General features: G+C 35.8%; 26 protein-coding genes. 19 read left to right on the plus strand and 7 right to left on the minus strand.

Going from position 1 to position 26,597, the window contains the following annotated elements; all coding sequences use genetic code 11:
• Positions 1–299: 299 nt before the first annotated feature.
• The 6 genes from gyrA to dnaA form a co-directional block, all read right to left on the minus strand.
• Positions 300–2,771, minus strand: coding sequence for a DNA gyrase subunit A (gyrA, locus tag FH036_RS17240; RefSeq protein WP_001282850.1), 2,472 nt, complete (start codon positions 2,769–2,771; stop codon positions 300–302).
• Positions 2,772–2,859: 88 nt separating this feature from the next.
• Positions 2,860–4,782 carry a DNA topoisomerase (ATP-hydrolyzing) subunit B gene (gene gyrB / locus FH036_RS17245; protein ID WP_000435991.1) on the minus strand — a complete coding sequence of 641 codons (1,923 nt, stop codon included), beginning with the start codon at positions 4,780–4,782 and terminating at the stop codon, positions 2,860–2,862.
• A 38-nt stretch (positions 4,783–4,820) separates the two neighbouring features.
• On the minus strand, positions 4,821–5,948 hold the full coding sequence (gene recF / locus FH036_RS17250; protein ID WP_000470750.1) for a DNA replication/repair protein RecF: 1,128 nt from the start codon (positions 5,946–5,948) through the stop codon (positions 4,821–4,823).
• 12 nt (positions 5,949–5,960) lie between these two features.
• A complete protein-coding gene (gene yaaA, locus FH036_RS17255; RefSeq protein WP_000821367.1) occupies positions 5,961–6,173 on the minus strand; it encodes a S4 domain-containing protein YaaA in 213 nt (70 codons plus the stop codon).
• 127 nt (positions 6,174–6,300) lie between these two features.
• A complete protein-coding gene (dnaN, locus tag FH036_RS17260; RefSeq protein WP_001212896.1) occupies positions 6,301–7,440 on the minus strand; it encodes a DNA polymerase III subunit beta in 1,140 nt (379 codons plus the stop codon).
• Positions 7,441–7,618: 178 nt separating this feature from the next.
• Entirely contained in the window at positions 7,619–8,959 is a 1,341-nt protein-coding gene (gene dnaA / locus FH036_RS17265) for a chromosomal replication initiator protein DnaA (RefSeq protein ID WP_000428025.1), read from the minus strand.
• Positions 8,960–9,524: 565 nt separating this feature from the next.
• On the opposite strand from dnaA, the gene rpmH reads away from it, so the two are divergent.
• The 10 genes from rpmH to spo0J all read left to right on the plus strand — a co-directional run bounded on the left by rpmH (position 9,525) and on the right by spo0J (position 18,568).
• Entirely contained in the window at positions 9,525–9,659 is a 135-nt protein-coding gene (gene rpmH / locus FH036_RS17270) for a 50S ribosomal protein L34 (protein WP_000831901.1), read from the plus strand.
• A 76-nt stretch (positions 9,660–9,735) separates the two neighbouring features.
• Positions 9,736–10,083: a ribonuclease P protein component gene (gene rnpA, locus FH036_RS17275; RefSeq protein WP_000726629.1), complete on the plus strand. Its 348-nt coding sequence runs from the start codon at positions 9,736–9,738 to the stop codon at positions 10,081–10,083.
• Positions 10,084–10,135: 52 nt separating this feature from the next.
• Positions 10,136–10,903: a YidC family membrane integrase SpoIIIJ gene (spoIIIJ, locus tag FH036_RS17280; protein ID WP_000727745.1), complete on the plus strand. Its 768-nt coding sequence runs from the start codon at positions 10,136–10,138 to the stop codon at positions 10,901–10,903.
• Positions 10,900–11,517, plus strand: a complete 618-nt coding sequence (jag, locus tag FH036_RS17285) for an RNA-binding cell elongation regulator Jag/EloR (RefSeq protein WP_139896027.1) — start codon at positions 10,900–10,902, stop codon at positions 11,515–11,517. Before spoIIIJ ends, jag begins: the two co-directional genes overlap by 4 nt.
• Positions 11,518–11,742: 225 nt before the next feature.
• The gene (gene mnmE, locus FH036_RS17290; protein WP_000393772.1) at positions 11,743–13,119 is read left to right on the plus strand and encodes a tRNA uridine-5-carboxymethylaminomethyl(34) synthesis GTPase MnmE; all 1,377 of its coding nucleotides are present in this window, start codon (positions 11,743–11,745) and stop codon (positions 13,117–13,119) included.
• Between the two features lie 46 nt (positions 13,120–13,165).
• Positions 13,166–15,055, plus strand: coding sequence for a tRNA uridine-5-carboxymethylaminomethyl(34) synthesis enzyme MnmG (mnmG, locus tag FH036_RS17295; protein WP_000541033.1), 1,890 nt, complete (start codon positions 13,166–13,168; stop codon positions 15,053–15,055).
• A 21-nt stretch (positions 15,056–15,076) separates the two neighbouring features.
• Complete coding sequence (gene rsmG / locus FH036_RS17300; protein ID WP_001019621.1) at positions 15,077–15,796, plus strand: 16S rRNA (guanine(527)-N(7))-methyltransferase RsmG; 720 nt, start codon at positions 15,077–15,079, stop codon at positions 15,794–15,796.
• Positions 15,797–15,900: 104 nt separating this feature from the next.
• Complete coding sequence (gene noc / locus FH036_RS17305) at positions 15,901–16,773, plus strand: nucleoid occlusion protein (protein WP_000799023.1); 873 nt, start codon at positions 15,901–15,903, stop codon at positions 16,771–16,773.
• A gap of 189 nt (positions 16,774–16,962) precedes the next feature.
• On the plus strand, positions 16,963–17,724 hold the full coding sequence (gene soj / locus FH036_RS17310; protein ID WP_000516114.1) for a sporulation initiation inhibitor protein Soj: 762 nt from the start codon (positions 16,963–16,965) through the stop codon (positions 17,722–17,724).
• Positions 17,717–18,568, plus strand: a complete 852-nt coding sequence (spo0J, locus tag FH036_RS17315; protein WP_001051838.1) for a stage 0 sporulation protein Spo0J — start codon at positions 17,717–17,719, stop codon at positions 18,566–18,568. Before soj ends, spo0J begins: the two co-directional genes overlap by 8 nt.
• A gap of 20 nt (positions 18,569–18,588) precedes the next feature.
• Here spo0J and yyaC read toward each other — a convergent pair whose 3' ends face one another.
• Positions 18,589–19,185 carry a spore protease YyaC gene (yyaC, locus tag FH036_RS17320; RefSeq protein WP_001020728.1) on the minus strand — a complete coding sequence of 199 codons (597 nt, stop codon included), beginning with the start codon at positions 19,183–19,185 and terminating at the stop codon, positions 18,589–18,591.
• A 259-nt stretch (positions 19,186–19,444) separates the two neighbouring features.
• Here yyaC and FH036_RS17325 point away from each other — a divergent pair, with 259 nt between their 5' ends.
• The 9 genes from FH036_RS17325 (at position 19,445) to rplI (ending at position 26,571) form a co-directional block, all read left to right on the plus strand.
• Positions 19,445–20,326 (plus strand): mechanosensitive ion channel family protein, encoded by an 882-nt coding sequence (locus FH036_RS17325; protein ID WP_000365107.1) that lies wholly within the window; start codon positions 19,445–19,447, stop codon positions 20,324–20,326.
• A gap of 20 nt (positions 20,327–20,346) precedes the next feature.
• Entirely contained in the window at positions 20,347–20,544 is a 198-nt protein-coding gene (locus FH036_RS17330; RefSeq protein WP_000436051.1) for a DUF951 domain-containing protein, read from the plus strand.
• A 115-nt stretch (positions 20,545–20,659) separates the two neighbouring features.
• Complete coding sequence (gene ychF, locus FH036_RS17335; RefSeq protein ID WP_000524669.1) at positions 20,660–21,760, plus strand: redox-regulated ATPase YchF; 1,101 nt, start codon at positions 20,660–20,662, stop codon at positions 21,758–21,760.
• A gap of 191 nt (positions 21,761–21,951) precedes the next feature.
• A complete protein-coding gene (rpsF, locus tag FH036_RS17340) occupies positions 21,952–22,242 on the plus strand; it encodes a 30S ribosomal protein S6 (protein WP_001233778.1) in 291 nt (96 codons plus the stop codon).
• 26 nt (positions 22,243–22,268) lie between these two features.
• Positions 22,269–22,781, plus strand: a complete 513-nt coding sequence (ssb, locus tag FH036_RS17345) for a single-stranded DNA-binding protein (RefSeq protein ID WP_000981966.1) — start codon at positions 22,269–22,271, stop codon at positions 22,779–22,781.
• Between the two features lie 45 nt (positions 22,782–22,826).
• On the plus strand, positions 22,827–23,060 hold the full coding sequence (gene rpsR, locus FH036_RS17350; RefSeq protein WP_000918873.1) for a 30S ribosomal protein S18: 234 nt from the start codon (positions 22,827–22,829) through the stop codon (positions 23,058–23,060).
• A gap of 80 nt (positions 23,061–23,140) precedes the next feature.
• Positions 23,141–24,076 carry a YybS family protein gene (locus FH036_RS17355; RefSeq protein WP_000806428.1) on the plus strand — a complete coding sequence of 312 codons (936 nt, stop codon included), beginning with the start codon at positions 23,141–23,143 and terminating at the stop codon, positions 24,074–24,076.
• Between the two features lie 78 nt (positions 24,077–24,154).
• Complete coding sequence (locus FH036_RS17360; protein ID WP_001113897.1) at positions 24,155–26,128, plus strand: DHH family phosphoesterase; 1,974 nt, start codon at positions 24,155–24,157, stop codon at positions 26,126–26,128.
• Positions 26,125–26,571, plus strand: a complete 447-nt coding sequence (gene rplI, locus FH036_RS17365; RefSeq protein WP_000864231.1) for a 50S ribosomal protein L9 — start codon at positions 26,125–26,127, stop codon at positions 26,569–26,571. The genes FH036_RS17360 and rplI overlap by 4 nt, the downstream gene beginning before the upstream one ends.
• The last annotated feature ends 26 nt before the right edge of the window (positions 26,572–26,597 follow it).

Here is a 26,597-nt window from a genome sequence, read left to right on the forward strand (position 1 = left end):
GCATGTATTAGGCACGCCGCCAGCGTTCATCCTGAGCCAGGATCAAACTCTCCAATAAAGTTAGTTTGTCTAGCATCTAAAATAAAAATTGACGTTTCACGTTGTTTGTTTCGTTTAGTTTTCAAAGTTCAACATCGCGTTTCAGCGACTTTTATAATATATCATAGTATATTATTTTCGTCAACAAGTTTTTTCGATAACTTATATCTCTCATTTACTGACTCTGCCTATTATATAGGCTTTCCCGTCCCTATGCAAGTATTATTATAAAAAAATAAAGAGGGGAGATATCTCCCCTCTTATTCTTCTGAAGAAACCTCTTCGCTCGTTTCTTCCTCATCATCTTTTTGTGCTTTTGCTACTGTCGCTACCTCTTGCTCATCCTCTAATCGAATTAGACGAACACCTTGTGTATTACGTCCCATTTGAGAGATTTGATCAACTGGCATACGAATAATAACACCCGCTGCTGTAATTAACATAATATCTTCATCACCTGTTACAGATTTAACAGCTACTAATTTCCCGTTTTTATCTGTAATATTACAAGTCTTCAGACCTTTACCACCACGGCTTTGTAGACGGTATTCATCAATCGGCGTACGTTTTCCATAACCATTTTTCGTTACAATTAAAACATTTACATCCTCTTCGACAATTTCCATACCTACAACTTGATCTTCTTCACCTAATGTAATTGCTTTTACACCAGCCGCGTTACGTCCCATAGAACGCACATCTTGCTCGTTAAAACGAATTAACATACCATTGCTTGTTCCTACAATAATATCCTTATCACCAGATGTTAAACGTACAGATATTACTTCATCCTCTTCACGAAGAGAGATTGCAATTAAGCCATTCGTACGGATATTTGCAAATGATGAAAGTGGTGTTCTCTTAGAGATACCTTGTTTTGTTGTGAAGAATAAGAATTCATCGTCACCAAATTCACGAATTGGAATAATGGCGTTAATCCATTCACCCTTATCTACACCTAATAGGTTAATAATAGGTATACCTTTCGCTGTACGACTATACTCTGGGATTTCATATCCTTTCGTACGGTATACTTTCCCCTTATTAGTGAAGAATAGAATATGATCATGCGTAGAAGTAGTTAATAAATGCTCTACGAAATCATCATCATTTGTCCCCATTCCTTGCACACCACGTCCACCACGGTTCTGTGTTTTATACGTGGAAGCTGGTAACCTCTTAATATAACCATTATGAGTTAACGTAATGGCGATATTTTGTTCTGGAATCAAGTCTTCATCTTCAATAGACTCCATACCACCAATTGTAATTTCTGTGCGTCTCTTATCATTGAAGCGCTCTTTTACTTCCGTTAATTCTTCACGAATAATCTCAAGAACCTTTTCTTCATCTGCTAAGATTGCTTTTAATTCAGCGATTAACTTCATTAAGTCCTGATATTCTTGTTCAATCTTTTCGCGTTCTAAACCTGTTAAACGTTGCAAACGCATATCTAAAATAGCTTGCGCTTGTTTTTCACTTAAGCCGAAACGTTCCATTAAACCTTGCTTTGCAATTTCCGCTGTTTTCGAACTACGAATTAATGTAATAACTTCATCCAGATGATCTAAGGCAATTCGTAATCCTTCTAAAATATGAGCACGCGCTTCTGCTTTTTCTAGTTCATAAGCTGTACGTCTACGAATTACTACCTTTTGATGTTCCAAGTAATGATATAAATTTTGTTTTAAGTTCAGCACTTGTGGCTCTCCATTTACAAGAGACAGCATGTTAATACCGAAACTTGTTTGAAGTGCTGTATGTTTATATAAGTTGTTTAATAATACATTAGCATTGGCATCACGACGTACTTCCATAACAATACGCATACCATTTCGATCTGATTCATCACGTAAATCTGTAATACCTTCAATTTTCTTATCGCGAACTAATTCTGCAATTTTTTCAATTAATCGCGCCTTATTTACTTGATAAGGTAGTTCCGTTACGATAATAGATTGTTTGCCATTTGACTTCTCTTCAATTTCAACTTTAGCACGAAGTATAATAGAACCGCGTCCTGTTTCATAAGCTCTACGAATACCACTTCTTCCTAAAATTAAACCTGCCGTCGGGAAATCTGGTCCTGGAATGCACTCCATTAATTCTGCAATAGTAATATCGGGATTATGACTTAATGCCAATACGCCATCAATTACTTCGCCAAGTTGATGGGGCGGAATATTCGTTGCCATACCAACTGCAATACCTGTCGTACCATTTACTAGTAAATTAGGAAAGCGCGCTGGTAATACAATCGGCTCTCTTTCAGAACCATCGTAGTTATCTTGATAATCAATCGTATTTTTTGAAATATCACGTATTAATTCCATAGAGATTTTAGACATTCTTGCTTCTGTATAACGCATTGCTGCCGCTGAATCTCCATCGACAGATCCAAAGTTACCATGCCCATCAACAAGCATATAACGTTGACTGAAATCTTGCGCCATACGTACCATTGTTTCATAAACAGCTGAATCACCATGAGGGTGATACTTACCGATTACTTCACCAACAATACGTGCTGATTTCTTATACGCTTTATCAGCTGTAATTCCTAAATCATTCATCGCATATAAAACCCTACGATGCACAGGTTTTAATCCATCACGAACATCTGGTAATGCACGAGATACGATAACACTCATTGCGTAATCTAAAAATGAGGTACGCATTTCATGACTAATATTAATTTCTCGAATTCGTGCTTGTTGTTGATTGTCTGACATCAACGAGCACCTCCTCTTACATTTCCGTTACACATACATTGATTTATATGTAGAAGACAGGAATACTCAGATTCCTGTCATTACTCATTTAAATATCAAGGTTTTTCACGTATTTTGCATTTTCTTGGATAAAGTTACGACGTGGCTCTACTTTATCCCCCATTAAAATTTCAAATGTTTCATCTGCTTCAATTGCATCTTGAAGGGAAACTTGGAGTAATGAACGCACTTCTGGGTCCATTGTTGTTTCCCAAAGCTGGGTTGGGTTCATTTCTCCTAAACCTTTGTAACGTTGGATACCAGGTTTAGGTTGAGCTGGTAATTCAGCTAAAATCTTTTCAAGCTCTTTTTCATTATAAGCATATTGAATTTTTTTACCTTGTTGTATTTTAAACAACGGTGGCTGTGCAATATAGATATAACCGTGTTCAATAATTTGACGCATATAACGATAGAAGAACGTTAATAATAGGGTACGAATATGCGCACCATCTACGTCGGCATCCGTCATAATAATAACTTTATGATAACGAGCTTTCTCGATATCAAAATCGCCGCCAATGTTCGTACCAATTGCAGTAATAATTGTACGCACTTCATCGTTAGATAAAATTTTATCCAATCTTGCTTTTTCAACGTTAATAATTTTACCTTTTAGCGGTAAAATCGCTTGGAAGTGACGATCACGCCCTTGTTTTGCTGATCCACCGGCAGAGTCACCCTCTACAATGTAAATTTCACTAATTGCTGGATCTTTCGAAGAGCAATCTGCTAATTTACCAGGTAAACTTGAAACTTCTAATGCGCTCTTGCGGCGTGTCAATTCACGTGCTTTTTTCGCTGCAACACGTGCACGTGCTGCCATCGTACCTTTTTCTACGATTTTTCGTGCAACATTCGGGTTTTCTAGTAAGAACTTTTCAAATGCCTCTGAAAACACAGACTCTGTAATCGTTCTTGCTTCACTATTCCCAAGTTTCGTCTTCGTTTGTCCTTCAAATTGTGGGTTTGGATGTTTAATTGATACAATTGCAGTTAAACCTTCACGAACATCCTCACCCGTTAAGTTACTGTCTGCATCTTTTAAAATACTATTTTTACGTCCATAATCGTTAATCACACGAGTTAAAGCTGTTTTAAACCCTACTTCATGTGTTCCACCTTCATACGTATGAATGTTATTCGTAAATGAGTAGATATTATTTGTATATCCTTCGTTATACTGTAAGGAAACCTCAACTTGAATACCATCTTTTGATCCTTCTACGTATACAGGTTCTTCATGGATTGGTTGTTTTGAGCGATTTAAATGCTCGACGTATGATTTAATTCCACCTTCATAATGGAATTCTTTCTTTTGCTTATGTTCACGTTTATCTTCAATTGTTAATTTAATATTACGATTTAAAAATGCTAATTCACGCATACGAGTTGCGAGCGTATCAAATTCGTATACTGTTGTTTCCTGAAAAATTTCTGGATCTGGTTTAAATCGAGTTATCGTTCCTGTTTGATCTGTGTCACCAATGACTTTTAAATCCGCAACCGGAATACCTCTTTCGTATTTTTGATAATGGATTTTACCTTCACGATGTACAAATACCTCTAGTTCTGTTGATAGGGCATTTACTACAGATGCCCCAACACCATGCAAACCACCAGAAACTTTATAACCGCCGCCGCCAAACTTACCACCAGCATGAAGAACGGTCATAATAACTTCTACAGCAGGACGTCCCATTTTTTCTTGTATACCAACTGGAATACCACGTCCATTATCCGTTACACGAATACTATTATCTTCTTCGATACTAACGTTAATTTCATCACAGTACCCTGCAAGTGCCTCATCAATACTATTATCGACGATTTCCCATACAAGATGGTGAAGTCCTTTTCCGCTTGTAGATCCAATATACATACCAGGGCGTTTTCGAACTGCTTCTAGCCCTTCAAGTACCTGTATTTGACTTTCATCATATGAATTTTCTTGCATTTGCTTTTGTTCCATTGACACAAAGATCACCTACTTTTCCATTTAAACAGGGATTACGCCCTATCTATTTCACAATCTACCGTGCCGTTCGTTACATGAATTGTTTTCGCTTCTTTTAATGTTTCGTGTTCAATTCCGTCGACACTCGTCGTTGTCACAAATGTTTGCACTTTTCCTTGAATTGTATTTAACAGATGCGATTGACGATAATCATCTAATTCTGATAATACATCATCCAATAGAAGAATCGGATATTCTTTAACTTCTGAGTAAATCAATTCAATTTCAGCTAATTTTAGGGACAGTGCGGTCGTTCGTTGTTGTCCTTGCGAACCAAAGACTTGAACATTTTTACTATTAACGAAGAATTGTAAATCATCACGATGAGGACCAATTAAAGTCGTACCACGGAAAATTTCACGTTGTTTCACGGATTGAAAACTTTCATAGTATACTTCTTTTATTTTCGACAAATCCATTGATTCTGATACATCTACACTCGGTTTATAGACAATTTCTAATTCTTCTAACCCACGGCTTATACCACGATGAATTGGAGCTGCCCATTCTTGTAGTAAATGCAAAAATTCAAAGCGTTTTTGCAAAATTTTTGTACCATGCTCAATAAGTTGAAGTGTAAATACATCCAACATCGTTTCCTCATTCTTACTATTCCCTTGCATCTTTTTTAGCAAGTGATTTCGTTGTGTGAGCACCTTTTGATATTGACTCAATTCATACAAATAGACCGGAGCTATTTGGCCTAATTCCATATCTAAAAAGCGTCTTCTTACTTGAGGGCTTCCTTTTACAAGATTTAAATCTTCTGGGGCAAACATGACAACATTCATCACGCCAATATATTGACTCAGTTTTTGTTGTTCAAGTTGATTTAATTTTGCCTTTTTACCTTTTTTCGAGATATTTAATTCCAAAGACAAAGAACTATTTCTCTTTTGTAGCTTTCCTTTAATTTGACCGAAATCTTCATCCCAACGGATAAGCTCGCGATCATTAGAGGTTCTATGAGATTTCGCCATCGCTAAAACATAAATAGCTTCCATCAAATTCGTTTTCCCTTGCGCATTCTCGCCGATAATTACATTTACCTTATCTTCAAAGGAAAGCTCTAACTTTTCATAATTGCGATAGTTTTTTAATTGTATTTCTGAAATAAACAAAGGGCTCCCCCTTTATGACTGAACTTGGAAACTTCCGCTTCCTGGAATTTCAATAATATCGTTCGCATATAGTTTGCGACCTCTTCTATTTTCAAGTTCTTGATTCACGTACACTTCATATTCTTGTAAAAACCATTTTACAGCGCCACCTGTATCAATTACATCGGCTAACTTTAAAAATTGCCCTAGTGTAATATACTCTGTTGAAATTTTAATACGTTTCATAAAATCGCTCACTTTCTGAAAGTGTTCATTCTTTCATTGTACTAAATAAACTAGCATTAGGAAAGTAATACCCAAAAATCAAATAAGGGCTACTAGCATCTGAAAACTAGCAACCCTTATTTCTTACTTAGTAAGTACGAACCGGTAAAATTAATTGAATAATGGATTCATCATTTACTGTACGAATTAAGAATGGTCTCATTGCTCCAGTAAAGCTAATCTTAATTTCAGTACTATCTAATGCTTTTAGTGCATCCATCATATATTTTGCACTAAAAGATATTTTTAACTCTTCTCCATCTACTTTTTCACATTGAACTTCTTCTACTACTTTTCCGATTTCTGGTGAATTCGAGGAAATTTCTAGCATTGCTTGCTCTAAAGTTGATAATTTTACAACATTATTACGACCATCTCTTGCTAAAAGAGATGCACGATCAATTGCTTGTAAAAATTCTTTTGTATTTACAAAAATATCTGTTTTGCTCTCCGCTGGAATTAAGCGAGTTGTATCAGGGTAATTTCCTTCTAACAATCTTGAGAAGAATAATAAATGTTTTGTACGGAATAATACTTGATACTCCGTAATAACGATATCTACCATTTCTTCAGACTCATCTAGAATTTTGCTTAATTCATTTAAACTTTTTCCTGGAATAACAACATTTGCTTGGAACTCATCTGCAATGCCTTCGATTTTTGCTTTTCGAAGAGCTAGTCTGTGACTATCTGTAGCAATGCCAGTTAGTTCGCTGTTATATACCTTCCAGTTTACACCTGTCAAGATTGGTCTTGTTTCAGAAGTGGAAACTGCAAATACAGTTTGTCTAATCATATGTTTAAGTAAATCCGTTGGAATCTTAAAAACATGATGTTCTTCAATTTGTGGTAACAATGGATATTCTGCAGAATCTAAACCATTTAAATTAAACTCTGATTTTCCAGAAGTTATTTTTGTCATCAAATGATTTTCCACAGAAATTTCTACAGTTTCTTTAGGCAACTTCTTTACAATTTCACTAAAATATTTAGCCTGTAAAACAATACTTCCTGATTGATTCACTTCTACGATTTCTTTTCCATTCTCTTCAACTGGAATGAAAGATTCAATTGAAATATCAGCATCGCTTCCTGTTAATGTAACTCCTTCTTCCGTAGCGACAACTTTAATCCCCGTAAGGATCGGAATTGTTGTACGAGAAGAAACAGCCTTCATTACATCTTGTACACTTCTTACAAGATAGTCTTTTTGTATTGTAAAACGCATAAAGAAAAACCTCCGGTAAGTATAAGATTTTATTTAATTAATAAAGATAAAAAATAGTAGTAATAGTAATAGGGCTTGTGGATATGTGGATAACCCTGTTAAAGGATGTAAAAACAGTCTATCTACATGTGGATAGACTGTGCGTAAAACAAGGAAAGTTATTCACACTATTCAGCTACTACTTTAAAATATCGTTAATTTCTTCAACTTGCTTTTGTAATTGCGTATCCGTCTTAAGTAGCTTAGAAATTTTTTCATGAGCATGGATAACTGTTGTATGATCACGTCCACCGAATTCTTCACCTATTTTAGGTAAGGAGGAGTCTGTCAGTTCACGTGATAAATACATTGCAATTTGGCGAGGAAAGGCAACTGATTTCGTTCGCTTTTTCGCCTTGAAATCTTCCAATTTTACTTGATAAACATCTCCTACAGCTTTTTGAATATCATAAATGGAGATAATTTTTGGTTTAGAATTTGGAATAATATCTTTAAGTGCTTCGGCTGCTAAATCAGCATTAATATCTTTGTTAATTAAAGATGAATAAGCTACAACTCGGATGAGTGCACCTTCTAGTTCACGAATATTTGAATCGATTTGATTTGCAATATAAAGCATGACCTCATTTGGTATATCAAGTCCTTCAGCCTTTGCCTTTTTGCGCAAAATTGCAATCCGCGTTTCTAAATCTGGTGGCGTAATATCCGTAATGAGTCCCCATTCAAAGCGAGAACGAAGACGATCTTCTAAAGTTGGAATTTCTTTTGGTGGCCGATCACTGGAAATTACAATTTGTTTACTTTCTTCGTGTAATGCATTGAATGTATGGAAAAACTCTTCTTGAGTTTGTTCTTTTCCCGCTAAAAATTGAATATCATCTATCAATAAAACATCCACATTGCGGTATTTATTACGAAAATCGACAGCTTTATTATCACGAATAGAATTAATGAATTCATTTGTAAATTTTTCTGATGATAAATATACAACTTTGGCATTTGGGTTATGTTCAATTACATAATGACCAATTGCATGCATTAAATGGGTCTTTCCAAGTCCAACTCCCCCATAAATAAAGAGGGGATTATATGCTTTAGCTGGCGCTTCGGCTACGGCCAATGAAGCAGCGTGAGCAAAACGGTTACCAGAGCCAATAACAAACGTATCAAACGTATATTTTGGATTTAGCATACTCTGTGGTAAATGATTAGAATCATCTTGTGCTGAATTCGGTTTAGAAGGAGGAAGATCGATCTCCTCTTCAGCTTGACTTTGGGGAATAATAAAGCGAATAGCTAATTTTGCCCCTGTTAAATCATAAAGTGTTTCTGAAATTAGCTCTGAATAATGAGATTCTAGCCAATCGCGGGCGAATTCATTTGGAGCCGTAATTGTTAATACATCTTTCTTTAAATTATGTGCGGTCGTTGATTTTAACCATGTTTCATAACTTGGTTTACTGACCTTTTTTTCTAGTTCTTTTAAGGCGCTGTTCCATAAATCAGAGATGTTTTCCAAAGGTGTCCCTCCTTTACTAAGATGGTAAAAGAATAAGGTTGCGCAACAAATGTACAACCTAAATAAATATAAAATGTATATTTATACGAAACGTATTTTAAAACCTAAAAACGTCGTTTGTATATGAGATAGGGTTTTCGACAAAAAAAGCAAATGTGGATAATCATTTACCCACATGTGATTAAAACTGTCCACATGTTATACACAAATTGTGGATAAGATAAAGATGTGGAAAACTTATTCAAAGTGAAAACACAACTATAATATCAAAAAAAAGTAGCTATAGCAATGAAATTAAGAAAGTTATCCACAAAATCAATACCTTGTGGAATAAACTTGTCCACAACACGATATACTGTGTAAAAGTACGAAAAGAGTTTGTGGATATAAAAAACAAGAAAAAATATTTATCCACAAGGAAATATAGCGTCTGTGAAAAAGTATGTGAATAGGTTCAAAATGAATATTTGATGAAAATTTCTAGAACCATTGACATTTTCCTAGTTGATTAACTATAATTTATAAGACTGTCTTTAACAGATATTCCTCAGGGAGGTGTCATATAATGAAAAGAACTTACCAACCAAATAAACGTAAGCGCAGCAAAGTACATGGTTTCCGCAGCCGTATGAGCACAGCGAACGGACGTAAAGTGCTAGCAGCTCGTCGTCGTAAAGGAAGAAAAGTATTATCTGCGTAGACCACTGATCGTTCAGTGGTCTTTTTTTCTAATAATAGTGAATTTCCGCTGATGAACTACAGGAGTGTCAATTGATATGAAGAAAAAACATCGTATAAAAAAGAATGATGAATTCCAGACGGTTTTTCAAAAAGGAAAATCGACTGCGAATCGTCAATTTGTTGTGTATCAACTAGATAAAGAAGAGCAGCCAAACTTTCGTATTGGCCTTTCTGTCAGCAAGAAAATAGGAAATGCAGTAGTGCGTAACCGAATTAAACGTATGATTCGCCAGTCGATCACAGAATTAAAAGATGAGATAGATTCTGGAAAAGATTTTGTTATAATAGCAAGGAAGCCTTGTGCAGAGATGACATATGAAGAATTGAAGAAAAGCTTAATTCATGTCTTTAAACGCTCTGGTATGAAAAGAATAAAAAAGTAGCGTAAGGAAATGAATTACACTATATACATACCGATACAAGGAGGAGTAGGCTTTGAAAAAGAAATTAGGTTTACTAGCCATGGTTGTTGCATTAATGGCGATTACTGCTGGCTGTAGTGAAGTAAATCAGCCAATTACACCAAAAAGCACTGGAATTTGGAATGAATACTTCGTATACCCGCTTTCTCAGTTAATTACGTATTTTGCCAACTTATTTGGTAGTAATTACGGTTTAGCGATTGTTGTTACAACTCTTATTATTCGTTTTGCATTATTACCATTAATGATTAAACAAACGAAGAGTACGAAAGCAATGCAAGCGTTACAACCAGAAATGGTGAAGTTAAAAGAGAAATATAGTTCTAAAGATCAAGCAACGCAGCAAAAACTACAACAAGAAATGATGCAGTTGTATCAAAAAAATGGTGTAAATCCATTAGCAGGATGTTTACCAATCTTTGTTCAGATGCCTATTTTATTCGCGTTTTACCATGCGATTATGAGAACATCAGAAATTAGTAAGCATACATTCTTATGGTTCGACTTAGGACAAGCAGATCCGTTATATATTTTACCGGTTGTTGCAGCAATTACGACATTTATTCAGCAAAAACTTGCTATGGCAGGAACTGCTGGTCAAAATCCGCAAATGGCAATGATGATTTGGTTAATGCCAATCATGATTTTAATCTTTGCAATTAACTTCCCAGCTGCATTATCACTTTACTGGGTTGTTGGTAATATCTTTGGTATCGCTCAAATGTACTTGATCAAAGGGCCGGAAATTAAGGCTAGTAAGGCAGGAGGATCAAGCAAGTGAGTATAATTACTGCTAAAGGACAAACAGTCGAGCTGGCAGTACAGGATGCTTTAAGGCAATTAAATGTTTCAAAAGACCGAGTATATATAAATATTATCGATGAGGGTAAGAGAGGGTTCTTAGGCTTATTTGGGAACCGACCTGCAGTAGTAGAAGTTGTATTGAAGAAAGATCCAATTCAAGAATGTGAAGAATATTTAAAAAATGTTATTCACGATATGGGTGTGGAAGCTGAGATTAGTAAAATTGTAAAAGGACGAGAAGTTGAATTTACAATTTACGGCGAAAATGTAGGTGTTTTAATTGGGAAAAGAGGAAACACCTTGAATTCTTTACAGTATTTAACAAAACTTGTGGCGAATCGTAATACGAAGCAGTACATTGGTATCACATTAGATGCTGAAAATTATCGTAGTAAAAGAAAAGCTACGTTAGAAGCACTTTCTTATCGATTAGCAAAACAAGTGATAAGTACGAAAAAAAGAGTTGTATTGGAGCCTATGCCATCTTTTGAACGAAAGATTATCCACCAAGCATTATCTAATCATCAAAATATCATTACAACTTCTGAAGGAAAAGAACCACATCGACATGTTGTAATATCTTCCAAGTGACCGGTTACTCAATTGAGTGCCGGTTTTTTTGAGGGGAAAATAGGTGTGGATAACTAAAAACACTAAACTTATCCACTGTGAATAAGTTTAGTGTTTTTTACATGAGGACATAATAAAATGAGTTATTATTCTTTTGTAGATAGGTTCGTTATGGTATTCTAATAATTTAGTGAAGAAAATAATCATGTTGAAATAGAGATAAATAAGCAAGTGAGGTGAAAGGACATGGAATTTGATACAATTGCCGCGATTTCCACAGCGCTTGGAGAGGGTGCAATTGCCATTGTTCGAGTAAGTGGGGATGATGCGGTTGAAAAAGTTAATCGTATTTTTAAAGGGAAGGATTTAACAGAGGTTCCTTCTCATACAATTCATTATGGTCATATTGTTGATTTAGATACAAATCAGGTTATTGAAGAAGTAATGGTGTCCATTATGCGTGCACCAAGGACTTTTACACGTGAAAATATAGTAGAAATTAACTGTCATGGTGGACTTGTTTCAGTAAATAAAGTATTGCAGCTTATTTTAGCGCAAGGAGTACGATTAGCGGAACCTGGTGAATTTACAAAACGTGCTTTTTTAAATGGCCGTATTGATTTATCACAAGCAGAAGCTGTTATGGACTTAATCCGTGCAAAAACAGATCGTGCAATGAACGTAGCGATTAATCAAATGGAGGGACGATTATCTAAATTAATCGGCCGTCTGCGTCAGGACATATTAGAAACGTTAGCTCATGTTGAGGTAAACATAGATTACCCGGAATATGATGATGTGGAAGAAATGACACATAATATTTTAATTGAGAAAGCTACACATGTTCGTGCTGAAATTGCAAAAATATTAGAAACATCAAAGCAAGGAAAGATTTTACGTGAGGGTATTGCTACTGCAATCATCGGTAGACCTAATGTTGGGAAATCATCGCTATTAAATAGTCTCGTTCAGGAGAAAAAGGCAATTGTAACTGATATTGCAGGAACAACTCGTGATGTTATTGAAGAGTACGTTAATGTGCGTGGTGTACCACTTAAACTTATAGATACGGCCGGAATTCGTGAAACAGAAGATGTTGTTGAACGAATTGGTGTAGAGCGTTCAAAAGAAATGATGAGTCAAGCTGATTTAGTGTTAGTTGTCGTTAATTATAGCGAAGCTTTAACGAATGAGGATGAAGATCTATTCCGTGCCGTACAAGGAAAAGATTTCATTGTTATTGTAAATAAGACAGATTTACCGCAAGCAATTGATATGGAACGTGTTATAGAATTGGCAGCGGGTAATCGTATTATTACAACGTCGTTAATTGAGGAACAGGGGATAGATGAGCTTGAAACGGCAATCGCTGATTTATTCTTTGAAGGAACAATTGATTCTGCAGATGTAACATATGTTTCTAACGCGAGACATATTGGATTATTAACACAAGCAGGAAAAACAATTGGAGATGCAATTGAGGCGATAGAAAATGGTGTTCCAATTGATATGGTGCAGATTGATTTAACAAGAACGTGGGAAATACTTGGTGAAATTACTGGTGACACCGTTCATGAAAGCTTAATTGACCAGTTGTTCTCTCAATTTTGTTTAGGAAAATAATATAGTGATGTTTCAGAAAGATAGAGATTATTAGGAGGAATAAACAATGGGATACAATGCCGGTTCATACGATGTCATAGTAATCGGTGCAGGTCATGCAGGATGTGAAGCTGGTCTTGCGGCAGCACGAATGGGCTCCAAAACATTAATGTTAACAATTAACTTAGATATGGTAGCGTTTATGCCATGTAACCCTTCTGTTGGTGGACCAGCAAAAGGGATTGTTGTTCGTGAAATTGATGCATTAGGCGGAGAAATGGGACGCAACATTGATAAAACGCATATTCAAATGCGTATGTTAAATACAGGTAAAGGGCCAGCTGTACGTGCACTTCGAGCACAAGCAGATAAGTTCTCTTACCAGCATGAATTAAAGAAAACAATTGAAGAAACACCAAACTTAACGTTGTTCCAAGGAATGGTAGAGCGTTTAATCGTTGAAGACGGCGAATGTAAAGGGGTAATTACGCAAGCTGGTGCTGAATATACAGCAAAGACAGTCGTAATTACGACTGGAACGTTTTTACGTGGTGAGATTATTATGGGAGATTTAAAATATTCGAGTGGTCCAAATAATCAACAACCATCTATTACTTTATCGGAACATTTAGAGGAGCTTGGATTTGATCTTGTTAGATTTAAAACAGGTACACCTCCGCGCGTAAATAGTAATACGATTGATTACAGTAAAACAGAAATTCAGCCAGGTGATGATAAGCCACGAGCTTTCTCTTTTGAAACGACAAAGTTTATTATGGATCAAATTCCATGTTGGTTAACGTATACGAGTACGGAAACACATCGTTTAATAGATGAAAACCTACATCGCTCAGCTATGTATTCTGGTATGATTAAGGGAACAGGTCCTAGATATTGTCCTTCAATTGAAGACAAGGTAGTAAGGTTTAATGATAAACCACGTCATCAAATTTTCTTAGAGCCAGAAGGACGTAACACACAAGAAGTGTACGTACAAGGTTTATCCACAAGCTTACCAGAAGACGTACAGCGTGATATGCTTAGAACAATCCCTGGTCTAGAAAATGTTGAAATGATGCGTACAGGTTATGCAATTGAATATGATGCAATTGTGCCAACGCAACTATGGCCAACACTTGAAACGAAAAAAATTAAAAATTTATATACAGCAGGACAAATTAACGGAACTTCTGGTTACGAAGAGGCGGCAGGACAAGGGCTTATGGCCGGAATTAATGCAGCATGTCGTTCTTTAGGTAAAAAAGAAGTGATTTTAGGTCGTGAGGATGCTTATATTGGTGTCTTAATTGATGATCTTGTAACGAAAGGTACGAATGAACCATATCGTTTATTAACGTCTCGTGCAGAGTATCGTCTATTATTACGCCATGATAATGCGGATCTTCGTTTAACTGAAATTGGTCATGAAATTGGATTAATTAAAGAAGAACGCTATGAGCGATTTACAAATAAAAAATTACAAATTGAACAGGAAAAGGAACGTTTAAGTAGCATTATTATTAAACCACGTCCTGAAGTTCAAGAATTAATTCGCAATATTGGTGGAAGTGAATTGAAAGATGGAATACGTGCAAGTGACTTATTACGTCGTCCAGAGATGACATATGAGCATATCCATCTTTTAGTACCAAGTGAAGTAGAATTAAGTGATGAAGTTACAGAACAAGTTGAAATTCAGATTAAGTACGAAGGATATATCGAAAAATCTTTACAGCAAGTAGAGCGTATGAAAAAGATGGAAAGTAAAAAAATTCCTGTCGATATTGATTATGATGCGATTTCTAGCCTTGCATCAGAAGCTAGACAGAAATTGAAAGATGTTCGTCCACTTTCAGTGGGGCAGGCTTCACGTATATCGGGCGTAAATCCAGCGGACATTTCCATTTTACTTGTGTATATTGAACAAGGAAAAATTGCGCGAGTATCGAACCAATAAATAGTAAGGAGATATTGTTAGATGAACATAGAACAATTTCAATCTATGCTAGAAGAGAAGGGTATCACCCTCTCTTCTAGACAGTTAGAGCAGTTCGAAATCTACTTCGAAACATTAGTAGAATGGAATGAAAAAATGAATTTAACGGCTATTACGGAAAAAGAGGAAGTATATTTAAAACACTTTTTTGATTCCATTACAGCTGCTTTTTATTACGATTTTTCAAAACCATTCTCAATTTGTGATGTTGGCGCAGGAGCTGGATTCCCAAGTATTCCTTTAAAAATCTGTTTCCCGCATTTAAAAGTGACGATTGTAGACTCATTGCAAAAACGTATTAATTTCTTAAATCATTTAGCACAAAAGTTGGAATTGAGTGACGTCGCGTTTTGTCATGATCGTGCTGAAACATTTGGAAAAAAAGAAGGTGTACGTGAAGCGTACGACATTGTAATGGCACGTGCAGTCGCACGTCTTTCAGTATTAAGTGAGCTGTGTTTACCACTTGTAAAAGTTGGGGGAACATTCATTGCAATGAAAGGTGCTGCAGCAAACGAAGAAATTGAAAATGGCAAGTATGCTTTAGAGGTGCTAGGCGGAGATTTAAAAGAAATGTCTACGTTCCAATTACCGTTTGAAGAAAGTGAACGTAATATTTTATTAATCGAGAAAAAGCGCAAGACACCAAAGAAATATCCACGCAAACCGGGAACACCCAATAAATTACCTATTGAAAAATAAATCTTATTAGACGTAAGATTAAATTATATAAATGAAAACGTAAATGTTTCATAGGAAACATTTTATGGAGAATAGTCAATAGGCCTAAAGGTGGTGGAATATGTATGAAAAATACGTTTTCTCGTTTATTTGGCTTTGGAGATAAAGAGAGCGAATTCGAATTACAAGACGAAAGCCATGAAGAAATAGATAAAAAGGTATATGAAGAAATACAAGAAATTCCGATAGTAAATATTACCCCTAACCGTTATCAACCACGAACAGTTTTTGATGACGCGCGTATTGAGGAACTAGCATTAACGATTCGTACACATGGACTTATTCAGCCAATTGTTGTGAGGCAATATGAGGATGATAAGTACGAGATTATTGCTGGAGAAAGGCGTTTCCGTGCAGCAACAAAGTTAGGGTGGGAAAAGGTTCCTGCAATTATAAAAAACTTAAATGATACAGAAACAGCTTCTGTGGCTTTAATTGAAAACTTGCAACGTGAGGAACTAACAGCAATCGAGGAAGCTGTGGCATATCAAAAGCTAATTGAGTTACATAATTTAACGCAAGAAGCATTGGCACAAAGACTCGGAAAAGGACAATCCACAATCGCAAATAAGTTGCGATTGTTAAAGTTGCCTGAAGAAATAAAAAATGCGTTATTAGAAAAAAGTATTACAGAACGCCATGCCCGTGCGCTCATCCCTTTAAAGAATGAGGAATTACAACTGAAGGTTTTACAGGAAATTGTGGAGAAACAACTGAATGTAAAGCAAACAGAGGAACGAATTGCGAAATTACTAGAGGAAGCAAAACCGAAGCGTAAGGCAAAGCAAAAAGCAGTAAGTCGAGATACGAGAATTGCCATGAATACAATTAGGCAGTCATTACAAATGGTTGCTGACAGTGGTTTAAATGTTAATTCTGAGGAAGAAGAGTTTGACGAGTACTATCAAATTACAATTCAAATTCCGAAGAAAAAATAATAATGGCGTGTTAGAGACCTGATCCTATTGGATAGGTCTCTTTTACTATATTTTCTTGTTAGATGAAGAAGGAGTTTACAAATAAATTTTGAAGTTTAATAAGGACGTAAAAGAAAAACTTTTATTTCATGTTACAATAAACGTAATTGTTACTAGAATAAGATAGAAAGGTTGAAAGTAGGTGACATCATGGGAAAAATCATTGCTATAGCCAATCAAAAGGGTGGCGTTGGAAAAACAACAACATCTGTTAATTTAGGGGCTGGATTGGCACAAGTAGGTAAAAAGGTCCTTCTTGTAGATATTGATGCTCAAGGAAATGCAACGACGGGTGTGGGAATTGAAAAATCCGAATTAGATCAATGTATTTACAATGTTCTTGTGGAAGATGCAGATGTTCAAGGGGTTATACAGAAAACCGCAACTGAAAACTTAGATGTTCTACCCGCTACAATTCAATTAGCAGGTGCTGAAATTGAATTGGTACCGACTATTTCCCGGGAAGTACGTTTGCAAAGGGCATTACAGCCAGTTCGTGATGAATATGATTATATTATTATCGACTGTCCCCCGTCCTTAGGGTTATTAACGATTAATGCATTAACTGCAGCAGATTCTGTTATTATTCCTGTTCAATGCGAATATTACGCACTAGAAGGGTTAAGTCAGCTATTAAATACAGTTCGACTTGTGCAAAAGCACTTAAATAAAAATCTAGCAATTCAAGGCGTATTGCTAACAATGTTAGATGCCCGTACAAATTTAGGGATTCAGGTTATAGATGAAGTGAAAAAATACTTTAGAGATAAAGTATACCGTTCGATTATCCCTCGTAATGTTCGCTTGAGTGAAGCACCAAGTCATGGGAAACCAATTATGCAGTATGACGCTAAATCAAGAGGGGCAGAAGTATATATAGATTTAGCAGAGGAAGTGATTGCAGGTGGCTAAAGGATTAGGAAGAGGAATCAATGTGTTTTTTCCTGATTTAGATGTGAAAGAAGAAGAGACAATTCAGGAGATTACGATAACTGAATTAAGACCGAATCCATATCAACCACGTAAACACTTTAATAAAGAGGCGATTCAGGAATTATCGGCCTCTATTAAAGAGCACGGCATATTACAACCATTGATTGCTAGAAAGAGTATTAAAGGATATGAAATTGTTGCAGGTGAAAGAAGATATCGTGCTGCTAAAGAGGCGGGACTCGAAAAAGTACCTGCCGTTGTAAGACAATTAAATGAACAGCAAATGATGGAGTTTGCATTGCTTGAAAACTTACAACGAGAAGATTTAAATCCAATGGAAGAAGCAATGGCATATCAAATGTTAATGAATGAGCTAAATGTGACGCAAGAACAATTAGCAAAACGTCTTGGTAAGAGTAGACCTTACATTGCAAACTATACGCGATTATTAAGCCTCCCTTCTTTTGTGCAAGATATGATTGCAAACGGTCAACTTTCAATGGCTCATGGGAGAACTTTACTTACGATAAAAGATGAAGAGCAGTTGAAATCTTTACTGAAACGAATTGAAAAAGAAGGATTAAATGTTCGTCAATTAGAGAAAATTGTTCAGGAGATTAATCAACGCGTTTCACGTGAAACAAAACAAGTAAAAAAAGAGAGAAACATATTTTTCGTAGAACGCGAAACGTTCTTAAGAGAAAAGTTTGGCACAGAGGTAAAAATTAAAGAAACAAAAAAGGAAAAAGGTAAAATCGAAATTGAATTTTTCAATAAAGAAGATTTAAATCGTATTTTAGAATTATTAGCGCAGCAAAACTAAAAAGCAAACCATCTTATTATTTATAGATGGTTTGCTTTTTTTAATACAGATAATTTTTGGTCTGTTTCTATTATGCTTTGTGCAATTACGTCAGCCATTTTCATAACTAAACTTAATCTTGTATTTTGCAGGACGAAAAACTCCATAAAACCATTTAGATTTACGATGCCATGAATATGTAAATCACCAACTGCTGGTAATTTCTTATTCATCGCAGCTCCAGGTTTACTAGGTCCCATTCCGGTAGTGATGGAACCGATATTTTGAGATTTTCCTAAACAAGCATCAACCGCAATTATAAATGAAGTAGGATTATCTTTCTGTATATTCTGAATTTTTTCTTCTAAATTTAGCGCATGTACTGGTTCATCTAGTGTGCCGAACACTTGGAAGTTTGTAATTCCTACTTGTTCTAGTTTCGTACCGACTAATGGCCCGAGTGCATCGCCTGTAGAACGATCTGTTCCGATACAAACGAGAATAATTGGTATATGAGTCTTAATAGGGATGTGGGAAAGTAAGAAGTTACTAATTGTCTCAGAGGCTTCTAAATCTTGGTGCATAACGTTTTGAGTTTCTTTTTCGAAAAAAGGTAAGCGAAAACTTCCAATATTCATGAAGCACCCATCCTTTTAATAAATTTTCAAAATATGTTATATGGTGAGTAAAATGGAAAACTATAAGTGCGTACTTGCTGTAAAACTTAAGTGAGAACGGAAATAATAGTACTAGTATATATATATTCGTTCCATTTTATACCTGCACGGAAGTTAATAAATGTAATTAAAGACATAAAATTTTTTCAGCAATTAGGAGACTTCTGATACAATAAGAAGGATAACTAAAAAGAAATTTTGGCTGGAGAGGTAGAGGTACATGGATTTATTAACGAAGTGGTTTAATGCTACGAGACAGTATTTATTAGATGCTGATCGTTGGGCTCATATTGGAATTGCGACATTAAAAATATGTATCATTTTAACAATTGGTGCAATTGTAGTACGAATTGCAAGAGCGGTTGTACGAAATGCGTTTCGCATGGGAAGTCGTTCTCCAATTCAAATTTCAGAACGTCGTACAGTTACAGTAGCAAAATTACTTGAGAATATTGTGGCATACGTTGTTATGTTTATTATGTTAATTGCGATTTTAGGTGTGTTCGATATTAATGCATCAGGTTTATTAGCCGGTGCTGGGGTAATTGGTTTAGCAGTCGGATTTGGTGCTCAAAGTTTAGTGAAAGATGTTATTACAGGATTATTTATCTTGCTAGAAGATCAATTTTCAGTAGGTGACTATGTAAGAATTGGGCAGTTTGAAGGTGTCGTTTTAGAAATTGGACTTCGTACAACAAAAGTAAAAAGTTGGACAGGTGAAATTCATACTTTACCAAATGGAAGTATTGTTCAAGTTACGAACTTCTCGGTAAGTAATAGTGTAGCATTTGTGGATGTATCTATTTCATATGAGGCGGATATTGCAAAAGCAGAGCAAGTCATTGAAGAGTTATTAGAGGAATTACCTGCAAAGTATGAACAAATGGTAACAACACCTCAGTTGTTAGGTGTACAAACATTAGCTGCTTCAGAAGTTATACTACGTGTTATTGCTGAAGTAGAGCCAATGCAACATGCAGTTATTGCAAGGGCACTTCGTAAAGAAATTAAAAATCGTCTAGATTTACATGGTATTGAAATTCCATATCCACGTATGGTTTTATATAATCGTGAAGAATTAGTGAGTGAAAAAGCAATTTAGTATGGAGAGGGGTTTGGAGAATGGAGCAAAAGCAGTATAACTTGTATGATGTTGTGGAAATGAAGAAAGCCCACCCATGTGGGGAGAATCGTTGGAAGATTATTCGTATGGGAATGGATATCCGCATTAAGTGCGAGGGATGTGACCATTCAGTAATGATTCCTCGAAGAGAGTTCGATCGTAAGGTAAAAAAAATACTTGTGAAGCACGAAGAATAGAGAGAAAGTAACAGTTGCAGTGGGTAGCTGTTACTTTTTTTCGTTTGGAGGAAACTTGTCATTTTTTTCGTTACTATCTATAATGATGAAAGATTGAGACATAGGAGTGAAAAATATGGGATTAACGGCTGGGATTGTTGGATTACCTAACGTAGGGAAGTCCACTTTATTTAATGCAATTACACAAGCAGGAGCAGAATCTGCAAACTATCCATTCTGTACAATTGATCCAAACGTAGGAATTGTAGAAGTACCAGATGAGCGTTTAAATAAATTAACGGAATTAGTAGAACCGAAAAAAACTGTTCCGACTGTATTTGAGTTTACTGATATTGCAGGTATCGTAAAAGGTGCTAGTAAAGGCGAAGGTTTAGGAAATAAATTCTTATCTCACATTCGCCAAGTAGATGCAATTTGCCAAGTTGTTCGTTGTTTTGAAGACGAAAATATTACGCACGTTTCAGGGAAAGTAGATCCAATTGATGATATTGAAACAATCAACCTAGAACTAATCTTAGCCGATTTAGAATCAGTTGATAAACGTATCGAACGTGTTGCGAAATTAGCAAGACAAAAAGATAAAGAAGCAGTATATGAACATGAAATTTTAGTACGTTTAAAAGAAGCTTTCGAAGAGGGAAAACCAGCTCGTACCGTTGAATTTACAGAAGAGCAAATGAAGATTGTGAAAGGTCTTCATTTATTGACAACGAAAGAAATGTTATACGTAGCAAACGTAAGCGAGGACGATGTAATCGATCCTTCTGAAAACAAATACGTACAAATGGTAAAAGAATTTGCTGCAAATGAAAATTCTCAAGTAATTGTTGTATGTGCAAAAATCGAATCAGAAATCGCTGAGTTAGACGAAGAAGAGAAAAAGGTATTCCTTGAAGAACTAGGCATTGAAGAATCTGGTTTAGATCAATTAATTCGTGCTGCATATGATTTATTAGGACTTGCTACTTATTTCACAGCTGGTGTACAAGAAGTACGTGCATGGACATTCAAACAAGGTATGAAAGCACCACAATGTGCTGGTGTAATTCATACAGACTTTGAGCGTGGATTTATTCGTGCAGAAACAGTTTCTTACGAAGACTTAATGACAAACGGTTCTATGACAGCTGCAAAAGAAGCTGGTAAAGTTCGTTTAGAAGGAAAAGAGTATATCGTAAAAGACGGAGATGTTATGCACTTCCGTTTCAACGTTTAATTTAATATTTCCTAGGAAAAATAAAGATATGAGCTTGGCAAATATATTATATGTTTGCCAAGTTTTTTATGTATGGGTGAGTTGATTCATCTAACTTACTATGATATAATCTAAACTCGTGAGTAATTACTAAAAATTAATTGCTCCTTGCCCATTATGGGCCGTTTAGACCAAAAGGAGGTGAAAGTGTAATGAGAAAGTACGAAATTATGTACATCATTCGTCCTGGCGTTGAAGAAGAAGCTCAAAAAGCTTTAGTTGAACGTTTTGCAGGTGTTTTAACAAACAATGGTGCAGAAATCATTAACACGAAAGAGTGGGGTAAGCGTCGTTTAGCTTACGAAATCAACGACTTACGTGAAGGTTTCTACATGATCTTAAACGTGAAATCTAACGCAGAAGCGATTAACGAATTCGACCGTTTAGCTAAGATCAACGAAGACATCCTTCGTCATATCGTTGTTAAAGAAGAAGAAAAATAATTGATATATAAGGGAGAGTGGTTCGATTGATGAATCGTGTTATCCTCGTTGGTCGTTTAACTAAGGACCCTGACTTACGTTACACGCCCAATGGTGTTGCAGTAGCTACTTTTACGTTAGCTGTGAATCGCGCATTTGCCAATCAACAAGGTGAGCGTGAAGCTGACTTTATTAATTGTGTTATATGGCGTAAACAAGCAGAAAACGTAGCAAATTATTTGAAAAAAGGTAGCTTAGCAGGCGTAGATGGGCGTCTTCAAACTCGTAATTACGAGGGACAAGATGGTAAACGTGTATACGTAACAGAAGTTCTTGCGGAAAGCGTACAATTTTTAGAGCCGCGTAATGGCGGTGGGGAGCAACGCGGTTCATTTAATCAGCAACCATCAGGAGCTGGTTTCGGTAACCAAGGCTCTAACCCATTTGGTCAATCTAGTAATTCAGGTAACCAAGGTAACTCTGGATTTACGAAGAATGACGATCCATTTTCAAATGTAGGTCAACCGATCGACATTTCCGACGACGATTTACCGTTCTAATACAGTAAATTTGTTAGTTTTAACAAAGAATGGAGGGAAATAGACATGGCAGGACGCAAAGGTGGACGTGCGAAACGTCGTAAGGTGTGTTTCTTCACAGCTAACGGCATCACTCGCATCGATTATAAAGATGTTGATTTATTAAAACGTTTCGTTTCTGAGCGTGGTAAAATTTTACCTCGTCGTGTAACAGGAACAAGCGCAAAATACCAACGCAAACTTACAGTTGCAATTAAACGTGCTCGTCAAATGGCACTTTTACCATATGTTGGTGAATAATAGCGTATGAAATGCACAGTAGAGTCGGACTCTACTGTGCATTTTGCTATGCTTTTCTTTTTTGAAAGAGAGGTTAAAATGTGAAGCAAGCGAGATTTATTACTGAAGGAGCCGCGTTGTTGGCTATATATGTAATGTTATTGTTTATATCTATGTATGTTCCGATTTTAGGTACAGTTGTAACGTTTGCGTTGCCGTTGCCATTTATATTGTTAACGATAAGATATAAATTATCGAATGTATTTGTAATTTTTACGGCTGCATTTTTAATTGCTGTTTTTGTAAGTCAGCCGATAGGTCTAGTAAAGACGGTCGTATTTGGGTTGATGGGTATTGTTTTAGGGTGCATGTATAAAAAACAAAGAAAGCCATTGGAGATTTTAATAACCGGTTCACTTGCATACTTAATCAGTATTATGCTAATTTATGTTGCCAGTATAAAGTTTTTTAACATAGATTTTATAAAGCAAATACAAAATATGTTTAATAAAAGCATAGTGCAAAGTGAAAAGATAGCAAGTGTTGCCGGTATGCCGATTAGTAAAGAGCAAAAAGAGTTATTTGTACAAATGAATGATATATTACAAGCGGTATTCCCGAGTATACTTGTGATGGTTTCTGTATGTCTTTCTTGGATTACCATAATAATATCAGGTAGTGCTTTAAGAAAGCTAAAGCATGATGTTATACCTTGGCCTAAGTTCAAAGATATACAATTACCAAAGAGTATTGTTTGGTATTACGTTATATTTATTTTGCTATCAACTTTTATAAAAGTAGAACCGACATCATATTTACATATGGTATTTTCTAACCTATATGTCATATTTGCTTTATTACTAGTGCTGCAAGGCCTGACGTTTATCACTTTTTTAGCGCATAGCAAAGGTTTTACGAAAGGGGTTCCTATTATTAGTTTTATCGCCTGCATGTTTATCCCGATGCTGTTTCCTCTTGTGACAATCTTAGGTATAATTGATTTAGGGATTTCATTGCGTTCTAAAATAGGAGGATAAAATAATATTCCTTATACTATTTTAATCTGTAAAACTAACTGGAAGATAAGTTAGTTTTACTTTATAGGAGTTGTATACATGCCTGAATTTTATAAGAAACAGTGGTTTTTATATCCTGTTTACGTATTGGCATTTTTTGTGTTTGTGCTCATTTCAATCCTCTGTTATTTTCATTTACTAATGGGGATAGTCTCCTTCTTTATTTTTTGTATCGTCCTTTTTGTTGTTGTACGATTTGAACTTACTTTCCAAAAGAATTTTGAAAAACATACGACAGATATGATTACAAGGGTAAAGAAAGTGAGTAATGAGGCATTTAACCAGATGCCGATTGGTATTTTGTTATACAATAAGGATTATGGGATTGATTGGGCAAATCCTTATTTATCTTCATGTCTGGGGCAGCATGCATTAGCTGGATGGCACCTTTATGATGTATCAGAAACGTTACTTCTTTTTATTAAGGGAGAAACATCCGATGATATAGTCTCTTTAAATAATCGAAAGTTTCGTGTCTTTGTAAGGAAAGAAGAAAAGTTAATTTATTTCTTTGATGTAACAGAACAAACAGAGATTGAAAAGATGTACGAGGATCAACGTACTGTTTTAGCTGTCATTTATTTAGATAATTATGATGAAGTTACACAAGGATTAGATGATCAATTACGTACGAATATAACAAGTCTTGTGACATCCCGTCTAAATGAATGGGCCGTTAAGTATGGGGCATATTTAAAACGTGCATCTTCGGAAAGATTCTTCGTTGTACTAAATGAAAGTATTTTAGCGCAGATGGAGAAAGGGAAATTTAGTATTTTAGACCAAGTACGTGAAGAAACATCCAAAAGAAATATACCACTTACATTAAGTGTAGGTGTTGGATCAGGTGATTTACCTTTATCCGAGCTTGGGGCGATGGCTCAATCAGGTCTAGACCTTGCGCTTGGGCGTGGTGGAGATCAAGTAGCTATTAAACAAGCGACAGGTAAAGTTAAGTTTTATGGTGGTAAGACAAATCCGGTGGAAAAACGTACTCGTGTACGTGCTAGAGTGATTTCACATGCATTAAAGGATTTAGTATTAGAAAGTAGCAATGTCATTATAATGGGGCATAGGGCTCCTGATATGGACGCAATTGGTGCTGCGATTGGTATTTTAAAGGTAGCGCAATTAAATGAGCGCAAAGGATATATTGTGCTCGATGAAAATGATTCTGATAAGGGAATTAAGCGTTTAATGGATAAAGTGAAACAAAATGAAGAGTTATGGTCTCACTTTATTACACCAGAACAAGCGATGGAATTTGCAAATGATGATTCATTACTTGTTGTTGTTGATACGCATAAGCCTTCAATGGTGATGGAAGAAAAGCTGTTACGCAAAATTGAAAATGTAGTTGTTATTGACCATCATCGCCGAGGAGAAGATTTTATTGAAGATCCATTGCTTGTTTACATGGAGCCATACGCTTCTTCCACGGCGGAACTTGTTACGGAATTACTTGAATACCAACCGAAAAATTTAAAAATGACAATGTTAGAAGCAACAGCATTATTAGCAGGTATTATTGTTGATACGAAAAGCTTTACATTCCGGACAGGTGCTCGTACGTTTGATGCTGCTTCTTATTTACGCTCACACGGTGCAGATACTGTACTTGTACAAGAGCTTTTAAAAGAAGATATGGATCAGTATTTACGGGTTGCAAAAGCTATTAAAAATGCGTACATTTATAAAAATGGAATTGCGATTGCAAAAGTTGATAGCGATGATTACTACGATCAAGTGCTTATTGCGCAATCAGCGGACACATTATTAACAATGACAGGAATTATTGCATCATTTGTTATTGCAAAACGTGGCGAGAATTTCATTGGAATTAGCGGCAGGTCTTTAGGTGAAGTGAATGTGCAGCTAATTATGGAAAACTTAGGTGGTGGCGGGCATTTAACGAATGCAGCCACACAAATGAAAAATGTTACAGTAGATGAAGCTGAGGAGAAGCTTCGATTTGTTATTGATGACTATTTACAGGGAGGCACACAATCATGAAAGTAATTTTTCTAAAAGACGTAAAAGGTAAAGGGAAAAAAGGGGAAGTAAAAAACGTACCAGATGGTTATGCAAATAACTTCTTACTAAAACAAGGATTAGCTGCTGAAGCGACGAATAGCAGTATGAAAACTTTAGAAGCTCAAAAGCGCAAAGAAGAAAAAGATGCAGCAGCAGAGCTTGAAAATGCAAAACAATTAAAAGAAACGTTAGAGAAACTAACTGTAGAATTAAAGGCTAAATCTGGAGAAGGCGGCCGTCTATTCGGTTCAATCACAAGTAAACAAATCGTAGATGCAATGCAAAAATCTCACAATATTAAACTTGATAAGCGTAAATTTGAAATGGATGATGCAATTCGTGCATTAGGCTATACAAACGTTACTGTGAAATTGCATCCGCAAGTAACAGCAACAGTAAAAGTTCATGTTAGTGAACAATAAAACTAAGTTAAGCAAGGAGGATTGCG

Source organism: Bacillus sp. CD3-5 (genome assembly GCF_006349665.1).
Classification (GTDB): domain Bacteria; phylum Bacillota; class Bacilli; order Bacillales; family Bacillaceae_G; genus Bacillus_A; species Bacillus_A paranthracis.

Coding starts and splice junctions, on each gene's coding strand:
- gyrA (WP_001282850.1), bottom strand. CDS start 2,771: ATGTCAGACAATCAACAACAAGCACGAATTCGAGAAATTAATATTAGT.
- gyrB (WP_000435991.1), bottom strand. CDS start 4,782: ATGGAACAAAAGCAAATGCAAGAAAATTCATATGATGAAAGTCAAATA.
- yaaA (WP_000821367.1), bottom strand. CDS start 6,173: ATGAAACGTATTAAAATTTCAACAGAGTATATTACACTAGGGCAATTT.
- dnaN (WP_001212896.1), bottom strand. CDS start 7,440: ATGCGTTTTACAATACAAAAAGACTATCTTGTAAGAAGTGTACAAGAT.
- rpmH (WP_000831901.1), top strand. CDS start 9,525: ATGAAAAGAACTTACCAACCAAATAAACGTAAGCGCAGCAAAGTACAT.
- rnpA (WP_000726629.1), top strand. CDS start 9,736: ATGAAGAAAAAACATCGTATAAAAAAGAATGATGAATTCCAGACGGTT.
- mnmE (WP_000393772.1), top strand. CDS start 11,743: ATGGAATTTGATACAATTGCCGCGATTTCCACAGCGCTTGGAGAGGGT.
- mnmG (WP_000541033.1), top strand. CDS start 13,166: ATGGGATACAATGCCGGTTCATACGATGTCATAGTAATCGGTGCAGGT.
- rsmG (WP_001019621.1), top strand. CDS start 15,077: ATGAACATAGAACAATTTCAATCTATGCTAGAAGAGAAGGGTATCACC.
- noc (WP_000799023.1), top strand. CDS start 15,901: ATGAAAAATACGTTTTCTCGTTTATTTGGCTTTGGAGATAAAGAGAGC.
- soj (WP_000516114.1), top strand. CDS start 16,963: ATGGGAAAAATCATTGCTATAGCCAATCAAAAGGGTGGCGTTGGAAAA.
- yyaC (WP_001020728.1), bottom strand. CDS start 19,185: ATGAATATTGGAAGTTTTCGCTTACCTTTTTTCGAAAAAGAAACTCAA.
- FH036_RS17325 (WP_000365107.1), top strand. CDS start 19,445: ATGGATTTATTAACGAAGTGGTTTAATGCTACGAGACAGTATTTATTA.
- FH036_RS17330 (WP_000436051.1), top strand. CDS start 20,347: ATGGAGCAAAAGCAGTATAACTTGTATGATGTTGTGGAAATGAAGAAA.
- ychF (WP_000524669.1), top strand. CDS start 20,660: ATGGGATTAACGGCTGGGATTGTTGGATTACCTAACGTAGGGAAGTCC.
- rpsF (WP_001233778.1), top strand. CDS start 21,952: ATGAGAAAGTACGAAATTATGTACATCATTCGTCCTGGCGTTGAAGAA.
- rpsR (WP_000918873.1), top strand. CDS start 22,827: ATGGCAGGACGCAAAGGTGGACGTGCGAAACGTCGTAAGGTGTGTTTC.
- FH036_RS17360 (WP_001113897.1), top strand. CDS start 24,155: ATGCCTGAATTTTATAAGAAACAGTGGTTTTTATATCCTGTTTACGTA.
- rplI (WP_000864231.1), top strand. CDS start 26,125: ATGAAAGTAATTTTTCTAAAAGACGTAAAAGGTAAAGGGAAAAAAGGG.